18 protein-coding genes are annotated in these 19252 nt (G+C 45.2%); 8 read left to right on the forward strand and 10 right to left on the reverse strand.

Translation table 11 applies throughout. The annotated features are described in order from the left end of the window. Positions 1-138: 138 nt before the first annotated feature. Positions 139-786: a hypothetical protein gene (locus tag IPJ71_13965; GenBank protein ID MBK7844770.1), complete on the forward strand. Its 648-nt coding sequence runs from the start codon at positions 139-141 to the stop codon at positions 784-786. A 39-nt stretch (positions 787-825) separates the two neighbouring features. On the opposite strand, the gene IPJ71_13970 is transcribed toward IPJ71_13965, so the two are convergent. Next, positions 826-1590 carry a hypothetical protein gene (locus IPJ71_13970; protein ID MBK7844771.1) on the reverse strand — a complete coding sequence of 255 codons (765 nt, stop codon included), beginning with the start codon at positions 1588-1590 and terminating at the stop codon, positions 826-828. 262 nt (positions 1591-1852) lie between these two features. Here IPJ71_13970 and IPJ71_13975 point away from each other — a divergent pair, with 262 nt between their 5' ends. Then, positions 1853-2899 (forward strand): L,D-transpeptidase, encoded by a 1047-nt coding sequence (locus IPJ71_13975; protein ID MBK7844772.1) that lies wholly within the window; start codon positions 1853-1855, stop codon positions 2897-2899. A 34-nt stretch (positions 2900-2933) separates the two neighbouring features. On the opposite strand, the gene IPJ71_13980 is transcribed toward IPJ71_13975, so the two are convergent. Both IPJ71_13980 and IPJ71_13985 read right to left on the reverse strand, forming a co-directional pair. Next, entirely contained in the window at positions 2934-3794 is an 861-nt protein-coding gene (locus IPJ71_13980) for an MTAP family purine nucleoside phosphorylase (GenBank protein MBK7844773.1), read from the reverse strand. A 35-nt stretch (positions 3795-3829) separates the two neighbouring features. Beyond that, entirely contained in the window at positions 3830-4489 is a 660-nt protein-coding gene (locus IPJ71_13985; protein MBK7844774.1) for a class II aldolase/adducin family protein, read from the reverse strand. A 90-nt stretch (positions 4490-4579) separates the two neighbouring features. On the opposite strand from IPJ71_13985, the gene IPJ71_13990 reads away from it, so the two are divergent. Beyond that, complete coding sequence (locus IPJ71_13990) at positions 4580-5644, forward strand: hypothetical protein (protein ID MBK7844775.1); 1065 nt, start codon at positions 4580-4582, stop codon at positions 5642-5644. A gap of 45 nt (positions 5645-5689) precedes the next feature. On the opposite strand, the gene IPJ71_13995 is transcribed toward IPJ71_13990, so the two are convergent. Both IPJ71_13995 and IPJ71_14000 read right to left on the reverse strand, forming a co-directional pair. Next, the gene (locus tag IPJ71_13995) at positions 5690-6898 is read right to left on the reverse strand and encodes an ankyrin repeat domain-containing protein (GenBank protein MBK7844776.1); all 1209 of its coding nucleotides are present in this window, start codon (positions 6896-6898) and stop codon (positions 5690-5692) included. 76 nt (positions 6899-6974) lie between these two features. Beyond that, positions 6975-7997 (reverse strand): TIGR01212 family radical SAM protein, encoded by a 1023-nt coding sequence (locus tag IPJ71_14000; GenBank protein MBK7844777.1) that lies wholly within the window; start codon positions 7995-7997, stop codon positions 6975-6977. Positions 7998-8031: 34 nt separating this feature from the next. Between IPJ71_14000 and IPJ71_14005 the strand changes: the two genes are divergently transcribed. Continuing rightward, positions 8032-8799: a hypothetical protein gene (locus IPJ71_14005; GenBank protein MBK7844778.1), complete on the forward strand. Its 768-nt coding sequence runs from the start codon at positions 8032-8034 to the stop codon at positions 8797-8799. Between the two features lie 10 nt (positions 8800-8809). Here IPJ71_14005 and IPJ71_14010 read toward each other — a convergent pair whose 3' ends face one another. Continuing rightward, positions 8810-9964: a hypothetical protein gene (locus tag IPJ71_14010; GenBank protein ID MBK7844779.1), complete on the reverse strand. Its 1155-nt coding sequence runs from the start codon at positions 9962-9964 to the stop codon at positions 8810-8812. A 130-nt stretch (positions 9965-10094) separates the two neighbouring features. Between IPJ71_14010 and IPJ71_14015 the strand changes: the two genes are divergently transcribed. Further along, positions 10095-10877, forward strand: coding sequence for a penicillin-insensitive murein endopeptidase (locus tag IPJ71_14015; protein MBK7844780.1), 783 nt, complete (start codon positions 10095-10097; stop codon positions 10875-10877). Positions 10878-10884: 7 nt separating this feature from the next. Here the strand turns inward: IPJ71_14015 and IPJ71_14020 are convergent, their stop codons facing one another. Together IPJ71_14020 and IPJ71_14025 are read right to left on the reverse strand one after the other, a co-directional pair. Then, a complete protein-coding gene (locus IPJ71_14020; protein MBK7844781.1) occupies positions 10885-11169 on the reverse strand; it encodes a metal-sensitive transcriptional regulator in 285 nt (94 codons plus the stop codon). Further along, positions 11169-13460 (reverse strand): copper-translocating P-type ATPase, encoded by a 2292-nt coding sequence (locus IPJ71_14025; protein MBK7844782.1) that lies wholly within the window; start codon positions 13458-13460, stop codon positions 11169-11171. Before IPJ71_14025 ends, IPJ71_14020 begins: the two co-directional genes overlap by 1 nt. Positions 13461-13614: 154 nt before the next feature. Here IPJ71_14025 and IPJ71_14030 point away from each other — a divergent pair, with 154 nt between their 5' ends. Further along, positions 13615-14031 carry a 6-carboxytetrahydropterin synthase gene (locus IPJ71_14030; protein MBK7844783.1) on the forward strand — a complete coding sequence of 139 codons (417 nt, stop codon included), beginning with the start codon at positions 13615-13617 and terminating at the stop codon, positions 14029-14031. A 53-nt stretch (positions 14032-14084) separates the two neighbouring features. On the opposite strand, the gene IPJ71_14035 is transcribed toward IPJ71_14030, so the two are convergent. After that, positions 14085-15239: a hypothetical protein gene (locus IPJ71_14035; protein ID MBK7844784.1), complete on the reverse strand. Its 1155-nt coding sequence runs from the start codon at positions 15237-15239 to the stop codon at positions 14085-14087. A gap of 232 nt (positions 15240-15471) precedes the next feature. After that, a complete protein-coding gene (locus tag IPJ71_14040; GenBank protein ID MBK7844785.1) occupies positions 15472-17160 on the reverse strand; it encodes a B12-binding domain-containing radical SAM protein in 1689 nt (562 codons plus the stop codon). 580 nt (positions 17161-17740) lie between these two features. Between IPJ71_14040 and IPJ71_14045 the strand changes: the two genes are divergently transcribed. Next, on the forward strand, positions 17741-18325 hold the full coding sequence (locus IPJ71_14045; GenBank protein MBK7844786.1) for a GNAT family N-acetyltransferase: 585 nt from the start codon (positions 17741-17743) through the stop codon (positions 18323-18325). Further along, complete coding sequence (locus IPJ71_14050) at positions 18326-19243, forward strand: DMT family transporter (protein MBK7844787.1); 918 nt, start codon at positions 18326-18328, stop codon at positions 19241-19243. The last annotated feature ends 9 nt before the right edge of the window (positions 19244-19252 follow it).

Here is a 19252-nt window from a genome sequence, read left to right on the forward strand (position 1 = left end):
GACTCGCTCGGGGTTGTGTAATTGGATTATTAAGAAAATCACACGGGTAAATCGAAAATTCCGGTCCCCGATTGGAGAAGGAATCTCTATAAACTTGGGAATTTTGGAAGAACCGATCTAGATGTTTTCGATCGCCATTTGATTGCCCGAATTGAAGTCCTTCTATCTGAATTGGATCCAGAGCAGAAGGCGAAATTTCTTTCGATGATGGGTTTGATCTCCTTCAACCCAAACCGGACGTATGGGGGACTTTATTTTCGCGTTTTGGGCCAGGCGGGAATTGAATTTGATCCGAATCTCCAGGGTCACCCAATGTCCCGACTGGTTTATATCCATGAACTCAGACACCTCTCTGATGATATCAAAGCAGGCCTTCCACCAGAAGGAATGAATCTTGATACTCAAAAAACAGAAATGGCAGCCTTAGGTGAAGGCTACAACTATATGGCCCTAGTGAACAACGACCCCGAGTTCCGGATGGGACAATTTCCTAAACACGATATCCCTGTCGAGCGAAGTGCGGGGGAAGACGACGAAACCTGGGCGAAACGAGAATACGACGACCATTTTGGCGTGGATCTTTATGCCGTCAGAAAGCTTTCTCGCGAAGAATACCTTGATAGAACCATTCGTGCCTATGACGAAAGGATCAGGGTTCAAGAACGCAGGGGCAACAACGATGATATTTATGCACTCATTGCTCAAATGAAATGGGGTAATTTTTTTAAAGACCTGGATGGTTCAAGAAATGAATCTTCTAGCAAGACTCCGGGCCATGAACGGTGACGCTGATCTTGTTCCTCTGCTTGGACTACAAAACAACTGTCATTTAGCCGCGATTTTAGAACTACCATTCCACCAGTTCGAAACTTCGTCGGCTATGTCAATGGCACCAGTGTCTGATCCTAATCCATACATATGGTTTCCATGTCGTCTCATTCGAATTTGAACTCTGTTTGTCGGAAGTCGCTTTTCCCAGACATAGGCCTCTGATACCGGTACCTCGGAGTCAGCATCACCATGAAGTATTAGAAGTGGAAGTCTTGATAGCCCGGTAAAGTAGGTCCAATTATTCTCAAACTTAAACTCATCAACAAGACGTCCAGCAGGACGATCTAAACCCAACATTTGGTCTCGTGGAAGAGAAGACAAATTTGCCAGCTCACTTTCAATTTGCGCCCTCTCTATCTTGCTTTTTGCCCGGGACAAGATGACGTCTCTTATGTTGGTCGAAATTCCACCAAGCAATACGACGCCATCCACCTCTCCGAGAGGGAGCAAATGAACGTGGAGGCTGCCCTCACTCCAAGCAAATACAAGACGAGGCTTGTCCGTCGGGAGCAGTTTCCAGAGATCCAGTAGTTGAGCCTCAATTGATGCGATGTCCGTCTTGCAATATTCGTTAAAATCGACTGACTCCATTGAGACCCCAGGTTTTGAATATCGGACGACATTCCATCCATTTGTCTCGAGCGAATGAGCAAGTTTTAAGTAAAAATCTGTTTTCCGATATCTACCAGCACGGCTGTCGGGCACATTCCCGTCCTCATTGAATGGAGCACTCCCATGGATAAGCAAAATCGAGCCCACCGAATTAGTTCCCCTTTTTTGGTTACCTGAACAGCCAAGCATTACAATTATTAGCATCGAAACTAGGACATGCTCCATTCGAAAAAAGCTAACACCTGGTGATATTCCTGTAAATAATGAACCTTTTTTCAAAATGAATTCAAGCATAGAGTTTCCCTTCACGGCAAATTATTCAATTGAACGCCTGCCATTTCTTTTCTCTCTGATAACGGTACAATTTTGCCTAGCCATCGGCATTCAATTTTTTGGGGAGGGGATCTATATGTTGAACCAAATTTCTCGTCGTCGTGTTCTTCAAGCACTTTCATTGACAATGACCGGAAGCCCTTGGCTGTCTGCTCTTGCTGAAAGGCAAGCCAATCAAAATATCCCCAAATTAAGTTTAAAAGCTCGGATTGTTGAGACCGGCGAAATTGTAGATATCGATAACGATGAAGTCGGACAATTGATTTTCGAAGGGAAAGCTCAGATTGTAGAGGACAAATCGAGTGTTGTCGAAAAACTTGAGTATTTTTCCTCGCTCGCAATTCCTCGATTTTTGAAGTTTGAAAATGTTATGAAATCTATTACGCCTGAAATTGAAGCCCATTTTGATTACTTCATTTGTGTAAATACAGCAAAGGCTGATTCCTCTCCAACAAACTTTGTGCCTGCCCAATTCATGTCAGTCATTGGGCGTTCACGAAAAGGTCAAAGTATTTTTGAACGCAATTCCTCTCAAGAAATTGTCGGTATAACCAATAGTGCCCAGAAGTTTCAGAGCGATTTTTTTGTAACCCACCTCGAAGAGCCACTCAAGCAATCCTCCGAATATGCTCGCCGCAATGATATCGATCTCAATTTCCAAAATGATCAACTGCCATACGCCCTTCCCGTTTCATCTGGATTAACGGGATCGGGATCTATATTGACGATATCTGGGGCTTTTCAGATTCATTTTGAAAAAACAAGAGATCACCAACAAAACACGATTGGCTCTCCCATGTCTCATGCCATGTATATCTATTATCGCTATAGTTCTGGAGGCCGTTGGTCCGGAATCGCCATCCATGGCACTCCACCAAGCAATTGGAAAAAACTGGGGGTTTCCAGGGCCAGCCATGGGTGCGTCAGAACCTTACCATATGTAGCGAAAGCCTTGCGCAGGGCCTTCGTTGAGTCGAGTTCCTTTTTATCGGCCAACTTGCCTGAATTTGATGCGAACTCAGCCTTGCCCAAATTGACCGGGAAAAATATCTCAGAAAGCCGCCCGAAGGCGGTCATCGTCTTATTTGAGGGATATCAGCGTCCCACCATTCACCTTGGATAAGATCGCAGACATCATGGGGCAGTGACCGCAGACATCAATGATTTGATTGGGCTAAAAGTATTTCAAGCCAAACTCTGGCATTTATTGGAATCGCATCTCGCGAAGTCAATAAGCCTGCCCTCAGGCTCTGATCAGAACATTTGCAGTCTTTAAACAAGGTGTCCCCAGTATCCAAAATTTTTTCTGTCATTTGAATTGCCTTGGCATTATTTGCACGCATCGTCTGAATCACATCGTCCAAAGTCACATGCGGTATCGAGTCATCCCAGCAGTCATAATCTGTCACAAAACAGCAGGGAAGGTACGGGAGACCAGCCTCTCGGGCCAAGGCATATTCTGGAAAATGGGTCATTCCAATAATATCCGCGCCCATGGAACGATAATGGATAGACTCCGCCTGAGTTGAAAAATAAGGACCTTCCACACAAACGTAGGTTTGGCCCATATGGCTCTCGAAAGGCAAACCCTCTGCAAGCCCGAGCGCTCTGCTTGCCATAGACTGACAAATTGGCTTAGCTAAAGACACATGGCCAACGACGCCGTCTCCACAGAAGGTATGATGACGAAGACCTTTGGTCCGATCAATATACTGAATCGGAACGACCATATCTCCAGGCTTATAATGCTGTTGCAGGCTGCCCACGGCCGAAAAGCTAAGGATGGCCTTCGCACCATATTTTTTTAAGGCCCATATATTTGCTCTATAGTTAACTTCACTCGGCAACAGTTCGTGATGATCTCCATGCCGAGAAACAAATAGACACTCATGATCCCCTATTTTGACGGTCTTTAATCCACTCGATGCAGATCCAAATGGCGTTTCCCTGCCTAGTAAGGAAACCGTTTTAAAATTTTCAAACTTTTCGAAACCTGACCCGCCTATAATGGCCCACATATTAAAATCTCCTCATAAATTAAAAAATAAAATATTCATAAAGTTCTCTCGCCTATACCCCGGCGCATCTCACGTAAGGCCTCAACCTCTTCAGATGGCAAAAAACTGAGCCCACCCAATTGCTTCGCTAGTGCCAGTATTTGAGCAGAATGTTCCAATCTCTCCATTCCGTTCACCGCTTCATCTAAATCCTCTCCCCAACTCAAACCACCATGCCGACTCAGTATCATCAAACGGTGATGAGGAAGAAAGGAACCTAAAACCTCTCCCATTCCCACAGTTGTCGGTCGCGCGTAGGGAACTATAGGTATGGAGCCAACAGCCAAGATTATTTCACTCAGACACTCACTCGGTAATTCTGAAAGTTGCGGATGAGATACAGACCACGCCACTGCGTAAGGGGGATGAGCATGGACAACAGCTCTTGCCTTTTTAACTTGTCGGTAGACCTCAAGATGCATCGACATTTCTCCAGAAGGCTTTCCCTCCAAAATGCGACCCTGAAGGTCAATGACACAGAGATCTTCGACCTTAATAAAAGCCTTGGCTACTCCAGAAGGAGTAATGATAATTCTCTCGTCACTTAATCGATAGCTGAGATTCCCATCTGCAGAGGCGAGCATACCTCGATCGTAAAGGCGCCGAGAACCCAAAATGATCTGTTGTCTCACAATCAACTCTAATTCTAAGCTCATATAGAATCCCTTCTGGCAGTTAAGTATTCTATGCAGGAGAAACTGAGTCAAGCTAGACGAACTCAGAATTACGTGCAATATTCCGCCATCATGAAGATTCGACACTTGCATCATTTTAGTCTCCCAGAAACCATCACCGAAAGAATTCAATGGGGACTTGCCCGAGAGCAGTTCAATTTGGAACAAAAGCATTCATTGAGTGAAGCAATATTAGATCTTTCAAGGCAATATTTGGATAGAAAAATAGACGCCAAACTGTGGACGAATCGCCGTCATCGCGCAGCCTATTGGGCTTACTTCCTCCCACTCAACTTTCTGCGTCTCACCGCAGTTCTCGAAGAGGGACTCCGTCTTAATTTTTTGAAGAACATCAAGGAAGTTATTGATTTTGGATCTGGTCCGGGAACGGGATTGCTCGCATGGGATCACCTTCAAATCCCACTGCCTATCCAATGTTACCGATCTATCGACTCAGCTCGCGAGCCGCTGGATATCATCAGAGCTATGGTTGAGAGATTTCCAATGGCCATGAAAACAGAAATTCACCAGAGCCGTACACTTCCGCGATCCTCCCAATCAGAGAGTCTCGCCTTATTGAGTTACTCACTTAACGAAGGACTTTCAATACCCGAAAATTTGGACAGCTATTCACATATTCTCATCTTAGAACCTAGCAGCCGGATGCAAGGACGACAGCTCATGACCTTGAGGAAGGAGCTGCTCGACAGGGGCTACTATATGTGGGCTCCCTGCACCCATCAGATGGCTTGTCCATTACTTGAAATGTCAAAGTCAGATTGGTGCCACGATCGCATTTTATTGCGACGACCTGATTGGCTCATTCGCCTGGAAGACCTGCTTCCCCTTGATAACCGCAGTCTCACCTTTTCCTATTTGATGGCCTCTCGGATCGCGCCTCCCGAATTTTCTGGGGCTAGGATCATTGGTGATACTCTTGAAGAAAAGGGAAAAACAAAACAAGCTCTGTGCCGAGGCCCAAAGAGAGAGTTCTTATCATGGCTCAAGAAAGAAGGGCGGGCTCCTCTTATTCCTCGCGGTTCAAGGATTGAGTTGCCATTGGAATTGACGATCAAAGCAAATGAGCTGCGTCCAAATTCGGAAATTATCATTCATTCAACACACGGAAAAATCTAATTCCAGATTTATAAAACCTTGGAAGATCGAAACCCTGATTCGATTTTAGGCAACTTTTGTATTTGTTAGAATCTCAATAATACTATCGTAAACTGCAACTCTCTCGGGCGTTTCCTTATAAGCTCTTCTTCGAACGCCCATCGCTAAATCAGCTGCCGTAATACTCAAGTTCGGAGACCTATAGGTTGGATCGGCTCCAAATGAAAGAAATAGCTTGGTAGATTCCAAATCGCCCTCACGTGCCGCGTACATCAGCGGATTCCATCCCTTGTTATCAATGTCATTTACATTGAATCCGCCGAGGTTCCAGACCATTTGCGCCATTTCGACCCGTCCGCTTTGGGCGGCCGCAATCAGAAGGGTCGCTCGTTCATTTGAAACAATCCTCTGATCTGAGCCCTTCGCAATTAAAATCTTAACGGCTTCGATGTGACATTTTCGAACGGCCTTCATCAAGGCATTCTCTCCCAGCATGTCTTTGCATGCAACGTCAATAGAAGGGGTATCAAGTAGGTTGAGCACGATATCCTCTGCTCCCATTGTCTCCAAAGCAATCATGAGAGAATTCTTCCCTCTTGTAGAGACGAGATTTCCTCCTCCTCCCATCCAATTTGGATCGGCCCCTTTACTCAAAAAATATTTGACCTCTTTTTGATTTCTCTCCAGAATCGCCTTCACCAAAGGGGAATACCCTGAGGGAAGGATCGTATTCATGCTCGCCCCTTGTTCCAAACACCAGTTCATCTGGTCGACTAAGTTTTCATCTATGGCCCACACAAAGGCGTCTTGAATATCCGCACCGGCCTCTTTAAAAAAGAGGGCCACTTTGGACTTTCCCTTCTCAAGAGCTATGTTGATAAGGTTTCGCCCGCGATGGTCAACTTTCTCTAGACCCTTTTCAGGACTTTGCATCATTGCCACAATGGCCCTCTGAAAATTGAGCTCAGTCGCTAGCATAATCGGGGTATATTTTGTGGATCTTTCAGAGATATCGGCTCTCGCCTTGTTTTTTATCAGCAATTCGATAAGTGGCAAAGCGTTAGCTTCAACAGCAAAATACAAAGCGGTCTTTCCCGTGTCACGATCAATGGTATTAATATCCGCACCCAAATTAATTGCCATCAAAACACCAGAGATATTTCCACCACGGGCCTGTGATATAAGCATTTTCTCGTTCTTGCCTTGATGACCATCCGCCGATGTCTTCGGCTGCACCATTTTTTCAAAAATTCGCTTTATTCGAAATGGAACCATAATCTCCTCAATTGATCCTTTGATCTTATCAAACAATCATTTTATGAGGTCCAACTTATGCCCAAAATCTCTAGAATCAGGTCGAAAGTATTTGACCATTCAACCCCAAATATTGATTTGAACTCGCAATATCAGGATTTTTGTCCAGAATTAAGGGAGCCTCCCATTTGCTGCCCTGAAATGTCTCTTGACGACGAAATTCGTCCAGAAACATTTGATAGGTTTCCATTTTACTCGATGCCCAAGCTGGAGCGACCAATTCATCATGACGACTCGCAACTGCAGCAAGTCGATGCACAGAGAGCTCCGGCCGAAGGTGTTCGAGAAACAAGATCGTTCTTCGAATGTAAATCTCACGAGAGAGAGGGATAAATTGACCATCATTCCAGATCTTCTCGAGCGGAGTGTTTCGCAACACATGAAGATTATGGAGCTTCACGTTATTGATCGGCAAACGATTAACCAGTCTTGCGGTCGCAATAACTTGGTCATCCGTTTCTCCGGGCAATCCAAAAATCAAATGAATCCCAAGGTCTACCTGAGTTTTCTCCTTTATTCGCAAAATAGAATCGATTGCTCTTTTTCCGGTGTGCCCACGTTGCATCCACACGAGTTGTTTTTCATCAAAAGATTGGACTCCCAGCTCAACTCCCACAAACCGACCTGATCTTGTTGTCTCATTCCATAAATCGAGAACAGCATCTGAAATGCAATCAGGCCTGGTCCCAACAACCACTCCCTTTACATCAGGAAATGAAAAAGCCGTTTTAAACTGCTCACGCAAATGAGCAGTTCGACTAAAAGTAGACGTGTAGGCCTGAAAGTAGACCAAAAACATATCCCCATTGAATCGTCGCTGCAATCTCGAGCGAGTCTCCTCAATTTGCCGGCGCAAAGGTTCTTGAGAGTATTCGGGAAAAGCAGCTGACCCCCACTGATCACAGAAAATACAAATTTTTCCGCCTCCCAACCCCTCCCGATTAGGGCAAGTTTCAGAAACGCTAACGGGAATTTTATACACCCTTCCACCAAACCGATGGCGATAAAACTGGCTGATCGCATGATAGGGCAAGCCTTGCCACTGTGGAGCTAATGACATATGTGATGTTTAAGCAAATTATTGGAGTTTGGCAATGCCATTGAGAGATGAGTTTGATGCGAACAATCCGTTTCAGATTGAAATCACCAAAGACGGCAGTCCGACCCTCAGACTAAGGGATTCCTCTGGCCTTGGAGAATCCATGCATAATCTTAAGGGGGCTTTTTCTGAAACTATTTATATTTATCTCCCCACCCTTCAAACGGCCTTCCAATGGCAGGAACCAGAGACTCGCCTGCTTTCAGTAGGGCTGGGGCTTGGCTACAATGAGCTTCTGACCGCCGCCTATTCCCTCAAAAATTTCCCGAACCATCCCTGGCGCTTACTCAGTTACGAAACCAAGGATTTTCTTCGCAGCAACTTCATGAGTTGGCTCGATGGAATCCCTCGAACCACCCAAACTGATTCTGAGTTATTTGGAGTTTATGACGTTATATTGGATTTGGTGAGTCGCGAGATGAATGTGCCACAAGCCGCTGTCCGGAATCAATTAAAGAAAATGGCCGCGACAAAAACCTGGATAATATGCGAGACGCTCAGGCCTTCTGAAGATCCTCCTTTTCGAGCGCACGGAATTTTTTACGATGCTTTTTCATCTCAAACTAGCCCAGAGCTCTGGAATGAAAGTAACCTAGATCAGTTTTTTATTCGATTTGCTGACTTTCCCTGCGTGTTGTCCACCTATGCTGCCACCGGATCGCTCAAGCGGGCACTGAAAAAAGCAGATTTCAAAGTTGAATTCATTCCCGGATTTGGAGGAAAGAGACAGAGCACAACCGCGGTGAGGGATCGTCGTTGCTGAGAATCGAGAATTAATAAGCGATTTTTTTTCTCGCGGAGGCCGGCTTTCGAACTCTTAGCTCTTGGCGAGCAATGCCTTCCTTTTTCTGAGCAAGATGTGCTATCATTTCTTTATGACATCCACTGACGCAGGTGAGGCCCCAATCGCTCCCAGCATTGCGAAGTTTTTCTAGTAGATCATATCGCGTTCTGAACTCTACGAGCATTTCAGGAGTCACCATGTTGTTACCGCCAAACTGAGTTGTGAAAATCTGATGCTTTCCAGATGAATCACGAATGAGTATATTCTTTAGACCCCAGGAATCAAATTCGTAGGTCATTCTTCTGAGGAGTCCATGAGATTCAGAGGATTCTACTGCCAACAATTGATCAGCAACTCCATCTGCCCACATTAATTCCAGTCGGGGATGACTCTCATCTCTTTGTACGACCACCTCAACCTTTCTGCTTTCGCAACTTGGGATATCTACCAGCACTGTCTTCGCCAGGCTCAAGCTTTGTGACAAAACCAATTCTGCCTCAAGACAACGACTATGGGGTTGAGAAAAATACAGGGAATACATGATAGAGAGGAGAAATACTGCTCCTTTTTCTCTCGGGTAGGGATCGGTTCGTAATTTCCTCGCAAGTCCGTTATTTTCGGTATACCTAGCCCTTTTGAGGCTCAATATTTCTTCTACTCGAATCAGATCGGAAGCTATCCCTGCTGTTGGCGTCAAAAAAAATTTCTCCTCGTTAACTAAAAATTGGCCTGAATCCAAAGTCTGAATCCGAATCGCATCGACATACTCTTGCGCTCCCTTACTCCCTGTCAGATTCCAATGAACTTCAATGGCGGATTCTCTCTCTCTGATTTCAATTCGATGAGGAGCCCTTTCAATTCCTTGCTGTGATGAATAATCTATCAAACGAGATCGATTGAGGCTTTCTTGAGGAAGCAATCGCTTGATAAAATCCGTCGCTGACTCACCATTCACTACGGATTTTAGTAATCCCAAATTATGATGGATAACCGAGGGTGCTTTTGAAACGGAGGGTCTAGCCAAACTGTTATTCTGTAAGAGCGACTCTCCAATCGACAGTGAAATGAGAAGACTGAAAAATTTTACGTTCAAATTTTTCCAAGATATTTTCAAAAAAAGAACTGAAAGGATAACGAAATACACAATCTTCCCCTGATTTCCGTCAGAGCTCTCTATCGGACGTTTGTCGGGTCGAGTTAACGAAGGTAGGGGTTCGTCCCAGAATGGATCGAATCTGCTTGCTCACTCTGTCTTGTTGGAATCTGATATTGTGATGAGTACAAAAAAGCTAAGCATTTTGTTGATCCTTCTATTGTCATTGGCAACTCAAGCAACGGAATGGGACGAAAAAGATCAACTCACGCCTGCGGAGTTAAATGAACTGATCGGAATAGAAAGAGGTCCCGTTGAGAAGTCTCAATTGCTCGGAATCGAACAGGCAATCGGATTCTTCTCGCGGGGCGATCTTATTAATTCTAGCAGTCTCCCATTTGAATCCCATGGCATCCTAAAAATCATGCAGGGCAGGAATCGAGCCTATGCAACAAATGACTTGGTGCAAATATTGTCTGATGCGGCCAATAGCATCGCTCTGGATTTTCCGGGAGGAGAGCGACTTCAGATTGGCGACATCAGCGGGGCCGGCGGTGGCCCCCTGGGACGCCACGCAAGTCATCAAAATGGCCTTGATGCCGATGTTGCTTACTATCGTCGCAATCACAACGAACAGAATCCCAGCAACGATCTTGGATTTGATGAAGATTTTGCACCGAATGGAGATATCTCCATAAACTTTGACTCAGATCGAAACGGAGAAATCTTCAGCCGCCTTATTCAGACGGGCCGAGTGAATCGAATTTTTGTCGACGAGGCCATCAAAAGGCACTTTTGCCTCAAATGGAAAACTCAAGCCTCAGATGAAAAGGTGGCCGCAGTTCTCAGAAGTCTACGTCCATTGAAAAACCACCACGATCATTTCCACCTACGACTGATGTGTCCACCAACAAGTCCACGCTGCATAGAGCAGGAACCTCCTCCTCTTGGAACAGGCTGCTAGGACTCACCTATCTTGCTCGCGCAGACTCCAGCAGCTCCATGATTTCCTGGATCACTAGTCCTTTTTCACTTTTGTCGCTTGACCCGATGGCTTTCCTCACACAATGATCTATGTGCTGTTCAATGATCTTTTCTTCCAAAGAACCCAGTGCCGAACGCACCGCTTTGATTTGAGTCAAAATGTCCATGCAGTAGCGCTTTTCTTCAACCATCTTGGCAATCCCACGAACCTGACCTTCAAGGCGCTTCAAGCGATTGAGATGACTCGTGTGAGAAGTTCCCTTTTTTTCCATTAGATTCCTCCAAGATTTTTACTTTTCAATCGGAGGCTATTGAGTACTACAGAGATACTGCTCAACGCCATAGCTAATGCAGCAAAAATAGGAGGGAGCAGGGTCCCCGTTGTCGGAAACAGAACTCCGGCCGCCAATGGGATTCCAAGACCATTGTAAACAAATGATAGAAACAAATTCTGTCGAACAACCTTCATAGTGGCCCTTGAGATTTTCAAAGCGAGCGGCAAAAGCTCCAAATCGCCATTGATCAGAGTCATGTCAGCTGATTCAATGGCGATATCCGTTCCATTGCTCATGGCAATACCTAAATCCGATTGAGCCAAGGCAGGCGCATCATTGATACCATCCCCAGCCATAGCAACTCGGTGACCTGCCGACTGCAGTTCCTTTACCTTCAAGAGTTTGGCCCCTGGCAACACCTCTCCAGAAAATTTCATGATCCCAACCTGATTCGCTACGCCACCGGCAGCCCTTTGCGAATCCCCCGTCATCATCCAAACCTCAATTCCCATTTCTCCAAGCTCACGCACAACCCGGGAAGCGTTCTTTTTTATCGGATCCGCCACTGCTATCATCATGGAAAGACTAGATTCTACCGCGACAAATACAGGTGTATGGCCCAGTTCCCCCCATTCATCCAAAGTTCTCATTACTTCCTCGTTGAGCTGGACGGATTCATTCAACATCAATTTCTGATTGCCCACCAATATTTTCTTCTTTTCTATGAGCCCGATAATGCCAAAACCTGTTAACGACTGAAAGCTCTCCACCTCCACAATAATGCCACCATTATCTTTTGCAAATTCTGAAATCGCTTGACCCAGTGGGTGCTCAGACCGACTTTCCAAGCTCAGCAGCCAGTTGTAAATTTTCGATTTTGCGACGACCTCATTGTTCAATATCTTTGCCACAAGGACTTTTGGATGACCCTCCGTGATTGTTCCCGTCTTATCCAAAATGATCGCTGTTATTTTTTCACCAGCCTCTATTGCTTCAGCACTGCGAAACAAAATTCCTCGCTGAGCTCCTCTGCCAATTCCGACGATGATTGCCGTGGGCGTCGCTAATCCGAGGGCGCAAGGACATGCAATGATGAGCACAGAAACAAATGCAACAAGACCGTATGTTAATCGAGGCTCAGGTCCCACGAGCATCCAGATGCCAAAACTCATGCAAGCCAAAACGAAAACAGTGGGAACAAAAATCGAGCTCACTCGATCCGCAAACCGCTCAATGGGAGCCTTTGAATTCTGTGCATCCTGGACCAATCTAATAATTTGAGAAAGGAAGGTTTCGCTACCCACCTTGCCAGCTCTCATCTGAAAAGCACCCTTTTGATTAAGGGTCCCACCAATAACCTCAGAACCAGATTTCTTTTCTACTGGAATTGGCTCACCAGTCACCATGGACTCGTCAACGAGGGATTTTCCATCTAAAACCTCCCCATCGACAGGAATTCTTTCTCCCGGACGAACCGAAACAATATCACCAACAACAACGTCCTCGATCGCAACCCGTTTAAGCTCACCATTGACAACCACCTGAGCTTCTTTGCTCTTCAGCTCAAATAACCCCCGTACGGCCATTGAGGTCTTCAGTTTGGCTCTGTTTTCAAGATACTGACCGATTAAAATAAATAGCACGATAAATCCAACGGACTCGTAATAGACATGCGCAGAAAGCCCCTCATATTTAAAGAGGTCGGGGCTGAGAGTCAGAACGAGACTATATACAAAGGCCGATAGGGTTCCCAGCCCCACCAAAGTATTCATGTTGGCATGACCCGTTCTCAGTGTGAGGAACAACCCAAAAATAAATCTCTTCCCAGACCAAAACAGAATCGGAAGAACCAAAAACAACTGTATCATGTGATTAAGAAAAGCCGACCAATCCCGAGCAAAAGGAACCAAATCCATTCCTAATAAAAAAAGTGGAATCGTCAATATTCCCGCAACTATCATGCGAATTCGCAAATTTTTATCTTCTTTTGATTGGTCATAATCTTCACTGAGTTCAATATGTTCTGCCGTATCAGAGAATTCTGCGGAATTTTGCAAATGACCTGATTTTATTTCGATCAATTCGTATCCGATGGACTTCGCTGCCTTGCGGACGGCGATGAGAGTTTCTTCAATTCTCCCCAAGTTTTCCTTAATGGTAATGGTCGCCCGATTGGTCACAAAATTAACTTCCATACTTTCAATCTCAGGTATCCGCCTGATGGAAGCCTCAATATTTCTCGCACAAGAGGCGCAGGTCATACCCTGAACCAAGTATTCTTGTCTCACAAAGTGCCCTCCAAGATCAGACAGCATTTAAAATTCGCAAGCTTAGATCATCAAACCTGCTCATGCTTTTTACGATTCTACTATACCCCCGTGGGGTATGTCAAATCATCTCAAATGTTGACTGAATGCTCGCGATAACGCATTCTCTGTCACCATGAGTAGACCTGTTTTGACTTTAACAACCACCTTTTCGTTTGAAGCTGCACATCGTTTGGTTAAGGATTACCCAGGACGCTGTCAGAACCTCCATGGCCATTCTTTTCGAATTACCTGTGAAATAAGGGGCTTGCAGCTCAACCAATATGGCATGCTCAAAGACTTTGCTGACTTTAAGGTCATTAAAGACTGGTGCAAAGAAAACTGGGATCATGCCACACTCTTGGCTGATTCAGATAACCTGACTATTGATTTTTTGAAATCCACCGACCAGAGGCATTTTGTATTTAATGACAATCCCACTTCTGAAGTGATCGCACTTTATCTCCTCGGAAAATCTGCAGATCTAGGATTTCCATTGGATGCCGTAACCATCGATGAAACATGCACCCATTCCTGCACAGTCAGACGTTAATAACGTTCATGTTGTGCATTTTGGAGATCATATACCAATACAGCAGGTGCAGATTATTTTTCCTTCGCACCGTGAATAAACACCCCCCCGTTTTCATCTTGAGAACGAGCGAGTACTTCAATACCAATTAGAGCTTCAAAAAAATCATCGATATTAAACCAAACCCCACCTTTGTCTCCCCACTGAGGACCCCAACTGTTTAATATGCGTATGTGGCTCACCTGATCCTGATCGTTTTTGATGAGGCCTGTAATGACGACTGCGTGATTAGCCGTGTTCACACGATTCTTATCAAGTCCCCACCGCACAGAGGCCAATACAGGCCGAGAAGCCCCAATATATTTTGAAATAATCTTAAGGATTTCAGATCGCCCCTCTTCGTCGTAATACGCCGATAGACCGGAATCCTTTACAAGCTTCCTCAGCCGAGATACGATCTCTTGGCCTGCTGGAAAAACCCAACCAGAGCTTTCATATCTAATGTAACGGTAGGCATTTTGCCCAGCGGCCTTTATTTTCTCTAAAAGATCAGGGTTTCCGGTCAGTGATCGGCCGTAAATTTTCAGCAATTCGGCATCGAGATCCGTTTTGATGGATTTCCAGGGCCCAAGGACATTCTTAGAACTGGAACCATAATTCATGCGTACAGTCTTTAATTGCTCGTGCCGATGATTAACAAAGTCGGCTAAGTCCGAAATTCTTCCGTTTCCGGACATTTCGGCAACCATCCTTGGTGGGGTCCAATCAGATTCTAGCAAATATCCATTTCTTGCGACAAGAGTTAGCAAGGTTAGCAGTGGCAAGCGAGTAAGTTCAGGATTGTTATCGCCTGTTGGCCCATGCCAAATATCATCTAATGCTTTTTCTCTGCCATATAGAGCAAGAAGGAATTCAACGGAGTAACGGCTCTGAGTCCGCGATGTCTTCCACATTAGGTGAAGGTCAAGAAAGTGAGAGACAGCATGCATAAAGCAAGTGTCAGTATAACACTGATCACGAGCTTCAATCCCAACCCACTTGAGTCCAACGACTTTGCCTTTCAGCTTCTTATTCCGGTGTTTGTGCTTAAATTGCGGCTTCCCCACCAATAAATTATGACAAGTCAGGCCGCTATCGACCGAGTCAGAAGCGGCATCGAAGTGCCCGAACGCGAGAATCACGAAAAAAATTACAAAGCCAAATGTTAGGACGTGCTTGAATTTGAACACCAAGATTTCTACCTCTCTCGCTATCTGTCGGGTCTGGAGAGTTGATTCTCAAGCAAAGTTTGAGCCAGAAACAATTTTATCTAACTCTAATCAAACTCTCCCAATATCCTGAAATCGGCGAATGCTTATAGGAAATGGCTCCCGATATTACAATAACCGATAGGCAAGTGACGTTTTATGACCAGATTTATCGGCCGGGCTTTATGAGCAACTCCTATTCCGAGCCAATCCGTTAGATGCCGATGCCATCATGTGACCGATTCAGAACACTAGACCAAAGCGATTCCTGAATTTGACCCAGCTCATCCAGCACATCCAACTCAATTTTGTGACCATCTTGTGTGGTCACAAACTGAGCTTGCCCTATTGTTTTTACTAAAAGTTCCGTCTTAAATTTGAGATTGGGAAACCGACCTTGTCGATTATTAAAATATAAAATCCCCGATTTCAGACAATCAGAAAAAAGGGCCAAACCACAATCATCATTGCGCTCAACAAGAAGATCCGACAACACTTGGTCCCTTTCAAGCTTCACTCCTTTAAGGTGATTAAAAATTCGATTCACAATAAACAAGGTATAAATATCTTGGCGAGAAAAACTTTGAGTTTCATGTGCAATTGCTGTGGTACGAGCCTTGAAATGATCTGCTTCGCTCAGTGAATTTCCCAATTTAAGGGCCATCGGCGACTGGGGGGTCAAATAAAATATAGACGCACCTAAAAGCACCGGCAAGCGAATATTGAAGGCCAAAGTTTGCATCATGCTGCCTAAGGTTTCATTGGGCAATCCCAAAATCTGATAAGATACAATCTGAAATCCCAGAGAATGTGCTTTATGAACGACTCTTATATATGATTCGAGAGTATGAGGACGCTTCGTGGTTTCTCTTACCACCTTATCAGAGCTGACCAAGGCCAAATTGAGATGAGTAAATCCTGCCTTCCACATGAGTTCAAGAAGCTCGTCATCAAGACTCAAGTAACTAATTCCATTCATCGCCACAAATTGCATTTCTCGATGTGGAAATCTCTCGATCAAAGCGCCACACAAACGTTTCATTTCATCCTTATAGAAAGTGAGATTATCGTCCTCAAAATCAATAACGCGATAGCCTTGCTGATAACGAAGTTCTATCTCGCGCAAAACATCATCGGGAGAGCGCCTCCGATATCGATGACCAAAAGTCAAATGAACTGAGCAGAAGGAGCACTTATGAGGGCAACTCCGCGAAGTAATCATAAAGGCCAAAGGTCGGTCGCCGTGTTTGTAAGTCGCTAAAGAAAATGACTCAAGATCCGGATAGGGCAGATCCCCGATGTCAAAGTTCTCCGTGATTGGGTTAAATTGGAGCTCCCCATTAATTTTATATCCGAGACCTCCTACCTCTGTTATCGCCAGCTTTTCCTGAAGGAAAGATACAAAATCAACAATAGATTTTTCACCCTCTCCGCAGATGACAAAATCCACTGAAGCATGCCGCAATACGGACTCTGGTACGGCGGACACATGCGAACCACCCATGAGAACAGGTATGTTTCGAAAACTCTTTACCCTTCTGGAAACCTCGAGAGCCTCTCGAAAATAGGGCGTGAATAAACAGGATATACCAACGACGTCGGGTTGAATTCTCGCAATGTCCTCGGCAATAAAATCGAAGCTCGCACCAAAATGATAGTAATTATAAAAAGTGGAAAATGGGCTTCGATCCAGTATCGGATAATATTCGCGGAGATATTCAAGCTCTTTGGGCCATCGCAGAGTTTGGCGTCCATATCCGGTGTGGTAATCCCGAATTATGACTTCAACCTCCGGATGATATTTCATCAAGGAAGATTTGAGATAGGCGAGGCCTATCGGTTGCAGGCGCAATTGAGTTTCATAAAAATCTTGAATAGGGGGCTGAATGAGGAGAATCTTCAAGAAACGAGATCCGGAACAGAACTTGAATCTGCACACTTTTCCGAACTAAACTCTGAGGTTGACGTGTCTACCAATTCCGCGACCCTGACATAATAACAATGGAAGAGTATTGTTTCATTTCGAAATCTCAACTCTACCGACTCTCGACCAAGCTGAATACGCCTTTTTAGATAACCAGTCGCTCAGATGAGATTTATCACAATAACTTTTGTGAATAATGATATCTCCGAGCTTCCCGTCATCTCCCGCCAAAAAAACTAGCTGCCAAGCATCTGTAACACTCTTCGAGTATCTGTGCAATAGATACGCGAGGATCTGATCGCCCCATGAGTAGCCAGTATACATGATGGCGCATCCGAGAATTCCCGCCTCATTTTCTATGTCGTTTAGATTTTTACATTTTTAAGTCAGCTTTTTGTTTCGACCGAGCGCACGATTATTTGGTTGCACCAATCAAAGGTCTAGCAAAACCAAATTTCAATCTAACACTGACCGAGCGCTAACGAAAATTCACTGTCGCATTCATATATGATCATTGACGTCCAAAGGTCGCAATACACCGTACGAGGAGGTTTTCCAAATGATGAATATTCAGACAAAGGAATTCAGAAAGCCACGATCTCGAGATATTTTTGACTTTATTAACATTCGGCAGGCATCTTGCCTCGACGATGATGATATCGGTGACCTTCTTGTGAAATCGTTCACCGAAACATACGCCGAAAAACTTCCTCACATTGCGACTCCACAAAAGAGAATCTCTGAACTCCGAAATGTCAAAAACCGGAGAGAGAACGGCGAGGTCTGTGTGCTAGAACTTGGCTATCGGATCATTGGGACCTTTTCGTTGATTAGATCGGATTCAAATCAATCGGAGAGTTGGATCCAAAAAGCGGGCAATCTCAGATGCCTTGCGATCGACCCAGAATTTCATGGTCTTGGTTTTTCAGAAGTGCTCTTGAACGAATCAGAGCGGATCGCGCGTTCTTGGTCGCTAAGTTTCATTTGTCTACACGTACAGAAAGGTGCAGACGGTGTCGCAAAGCTCTACAAAAAGAGAGGTTACATTCGCGAGCCTCATGGCGATTTTGAAAGTCACGGACTCCCGGTCGAGGGCTATTTTCTGCGATTGAGTGATATTGGCATGCCTCTGGCGGATCAGTAGATGTTGTTTAAAAAAGGGGGCTCCGCCGAAACACCTGAACAAAGTGCAAGTGCTTTGATACAACGGCGTGCCCAAACAGCTATTCTTGTGGCTTGCATTTTTTCAGCCGCAACGGGAGCCGCATTTTTCGCAGCCCATCAGGAAGAACCGAATTTTTCGAGTTTCGGAGGGAGCCTTGTACGAGTGTTAGCGAATCTCCTTTTTATTTCACTTCCGTTTATGAGATCTGATTGTCGACTCCTTCTCTCCCCCCTTAGACATAGAGCGCTTTGGTTATGGGGAGTCTTCGGTGCACTGACTGTCACAACTTATTTTGCGGCGGTCGCCTTAGTTGGCAGCGGACAGACTGCATTTTTGGGGGCAAGTAGCGGCATTTTTATCGCCGCTCTTTCTCCGATGGTCGCAAGACAGAAAGTCACTTCGATGAACTGGCTTGCCATAGCAGGTTCTCTCTTTGGTCTGTATATGATGTGCCCAAATGGGAAAATCGACGGCTCCTTTCTTGGGACTGCTCTCGCTATCGCCTCTGGTCTATTTGGTGCCGTGGCCTATCTGATGATTGCTCGAACCAAGTCTACATACTCTACTCCTCAAATCATGATGACCTGGTGTCTCTCGGCCATGACGGCACACCTGCTCATCTTCTGTTTTCACGATGTGACGTGGCCGACGAGTCCAGGGGTTTGGTTCCTACTCCTGTTGGCAGGGTTCGCGGCAAGTCTATCGCAGCACTTTACAACCTATGCCTTTCAACGAGCGCCGGCGAGTCAAATTGCATCACTGAGCTATCTTGCTCCAGTCCTGAGCCTGATCCTCGACATGATATTGTTTGGATTTACACCAACGCCAATCGCTGGTATCGGTGCATCGATCATTTTCGCCTTCGGTGTTGTTGTGCCTGTTCTCAAGCGAGATTAGTTTGAAGTT

It is taken from the genome of Bdellovibrionales bacterium, from assembly GCA_016714165.1.
GTDB lineage: Bacteria > Bdellovibrionota > Bdellovibrionia > Bdellovibrionales > UBA1609 > JADJVA01.

What these genes read in the sequence shown, in the direction of transcription:
- IPJ71_13975 (MBK7844772.1), top strand. Translation starts at nt 1,853, where the DNA reads ATGTTGAACCAAATTTCTCGTCGTCGTGTTCTTCAAGCACTTTCATTG.
- IPJ71_13980 (MBK7844773.1), bottom strand. Translation starts at nt 3,794, where the DNA reads ATGTGGGCCATTATAGGCGGGTCAGGTTTCGAAAAGTTTGAAAATTTT.
- IPJ71_13985 (MBK7844774.1), bottom strand. Translation starts at nt 4,489, where the DNA reads ATGAGCTTAGAATTAGAGTTGATTGTGAGACAACAGATCATTTTGGGT.
- IPJ71_13990 (MBK7844775.1), top strand. Translation starts at nt 4,580, where the DNA reads ATGAAGATTCGACACTTGCATCATTTTAGTCTCCCAGAAACCATCACC.
- IPJ71_13995 (MBK7844776.1), bottom strand. Translation starts at nt 6,898, where the DNA reads ATGGTTCCATTTCGAATAAAGCGAATTTTTGAAAAAATGGTGCAGCCG.
- IPJ71_14000 (MBK7844777.1), bottom strand. Translation starts at nt 7,997, where the DNA reads ATGTCATTAGCTCCACAGTGGCAAGGCTTGCCCTATCATGCGATCAGC.
- IPJ71_14005 (MBK7844778.1), top strand. Translation starts at nt 8,032, where the DNA reads ATGCCATTGAGAGATGAGTTTGATGCGAACAATCCGTTTCAGATTGAA.
- IPJ71_14015 (MBK7844780.1), top strand. Translation starts at nt 10,095, where the DNA reads ATGAGTACAAAAAAGCTAAGCATTTTGTTGATCCTTCTATTGTCATTG.
- IPJ71_14020 (MBK7844781.1), bottom strand. Translation starts at nt 11,169, where the DNA reads ATGGAAAAAAAGGGAACTTCTCACACGAGTCATCTCAATCGCTTGAAG.
- IPJ71_14030 (MBK7844783.1), top strand. Translation starts at nt 13,615, where the DNA reads ATGAGTAGACCTGTTTTGACTTTAACAACCACCTTTTCGTTTGAAGCT.
- IPJ71_14045 (MBK7844786.1), top strand. Translation starts at nt 17,741, where the DNA reads ATGATGAATATTCAGACAAAGGAATTCAGAAAGCCACGATCTCGAGAT.
- IPJ71_14050 (MBK7844787.1), top strand. Translation starts at nt 18,326, where the DNA reads ATGTTGTTTAAAAAAGGGGGCTCCGCCGAAACACCTGAACAAAGTGCA.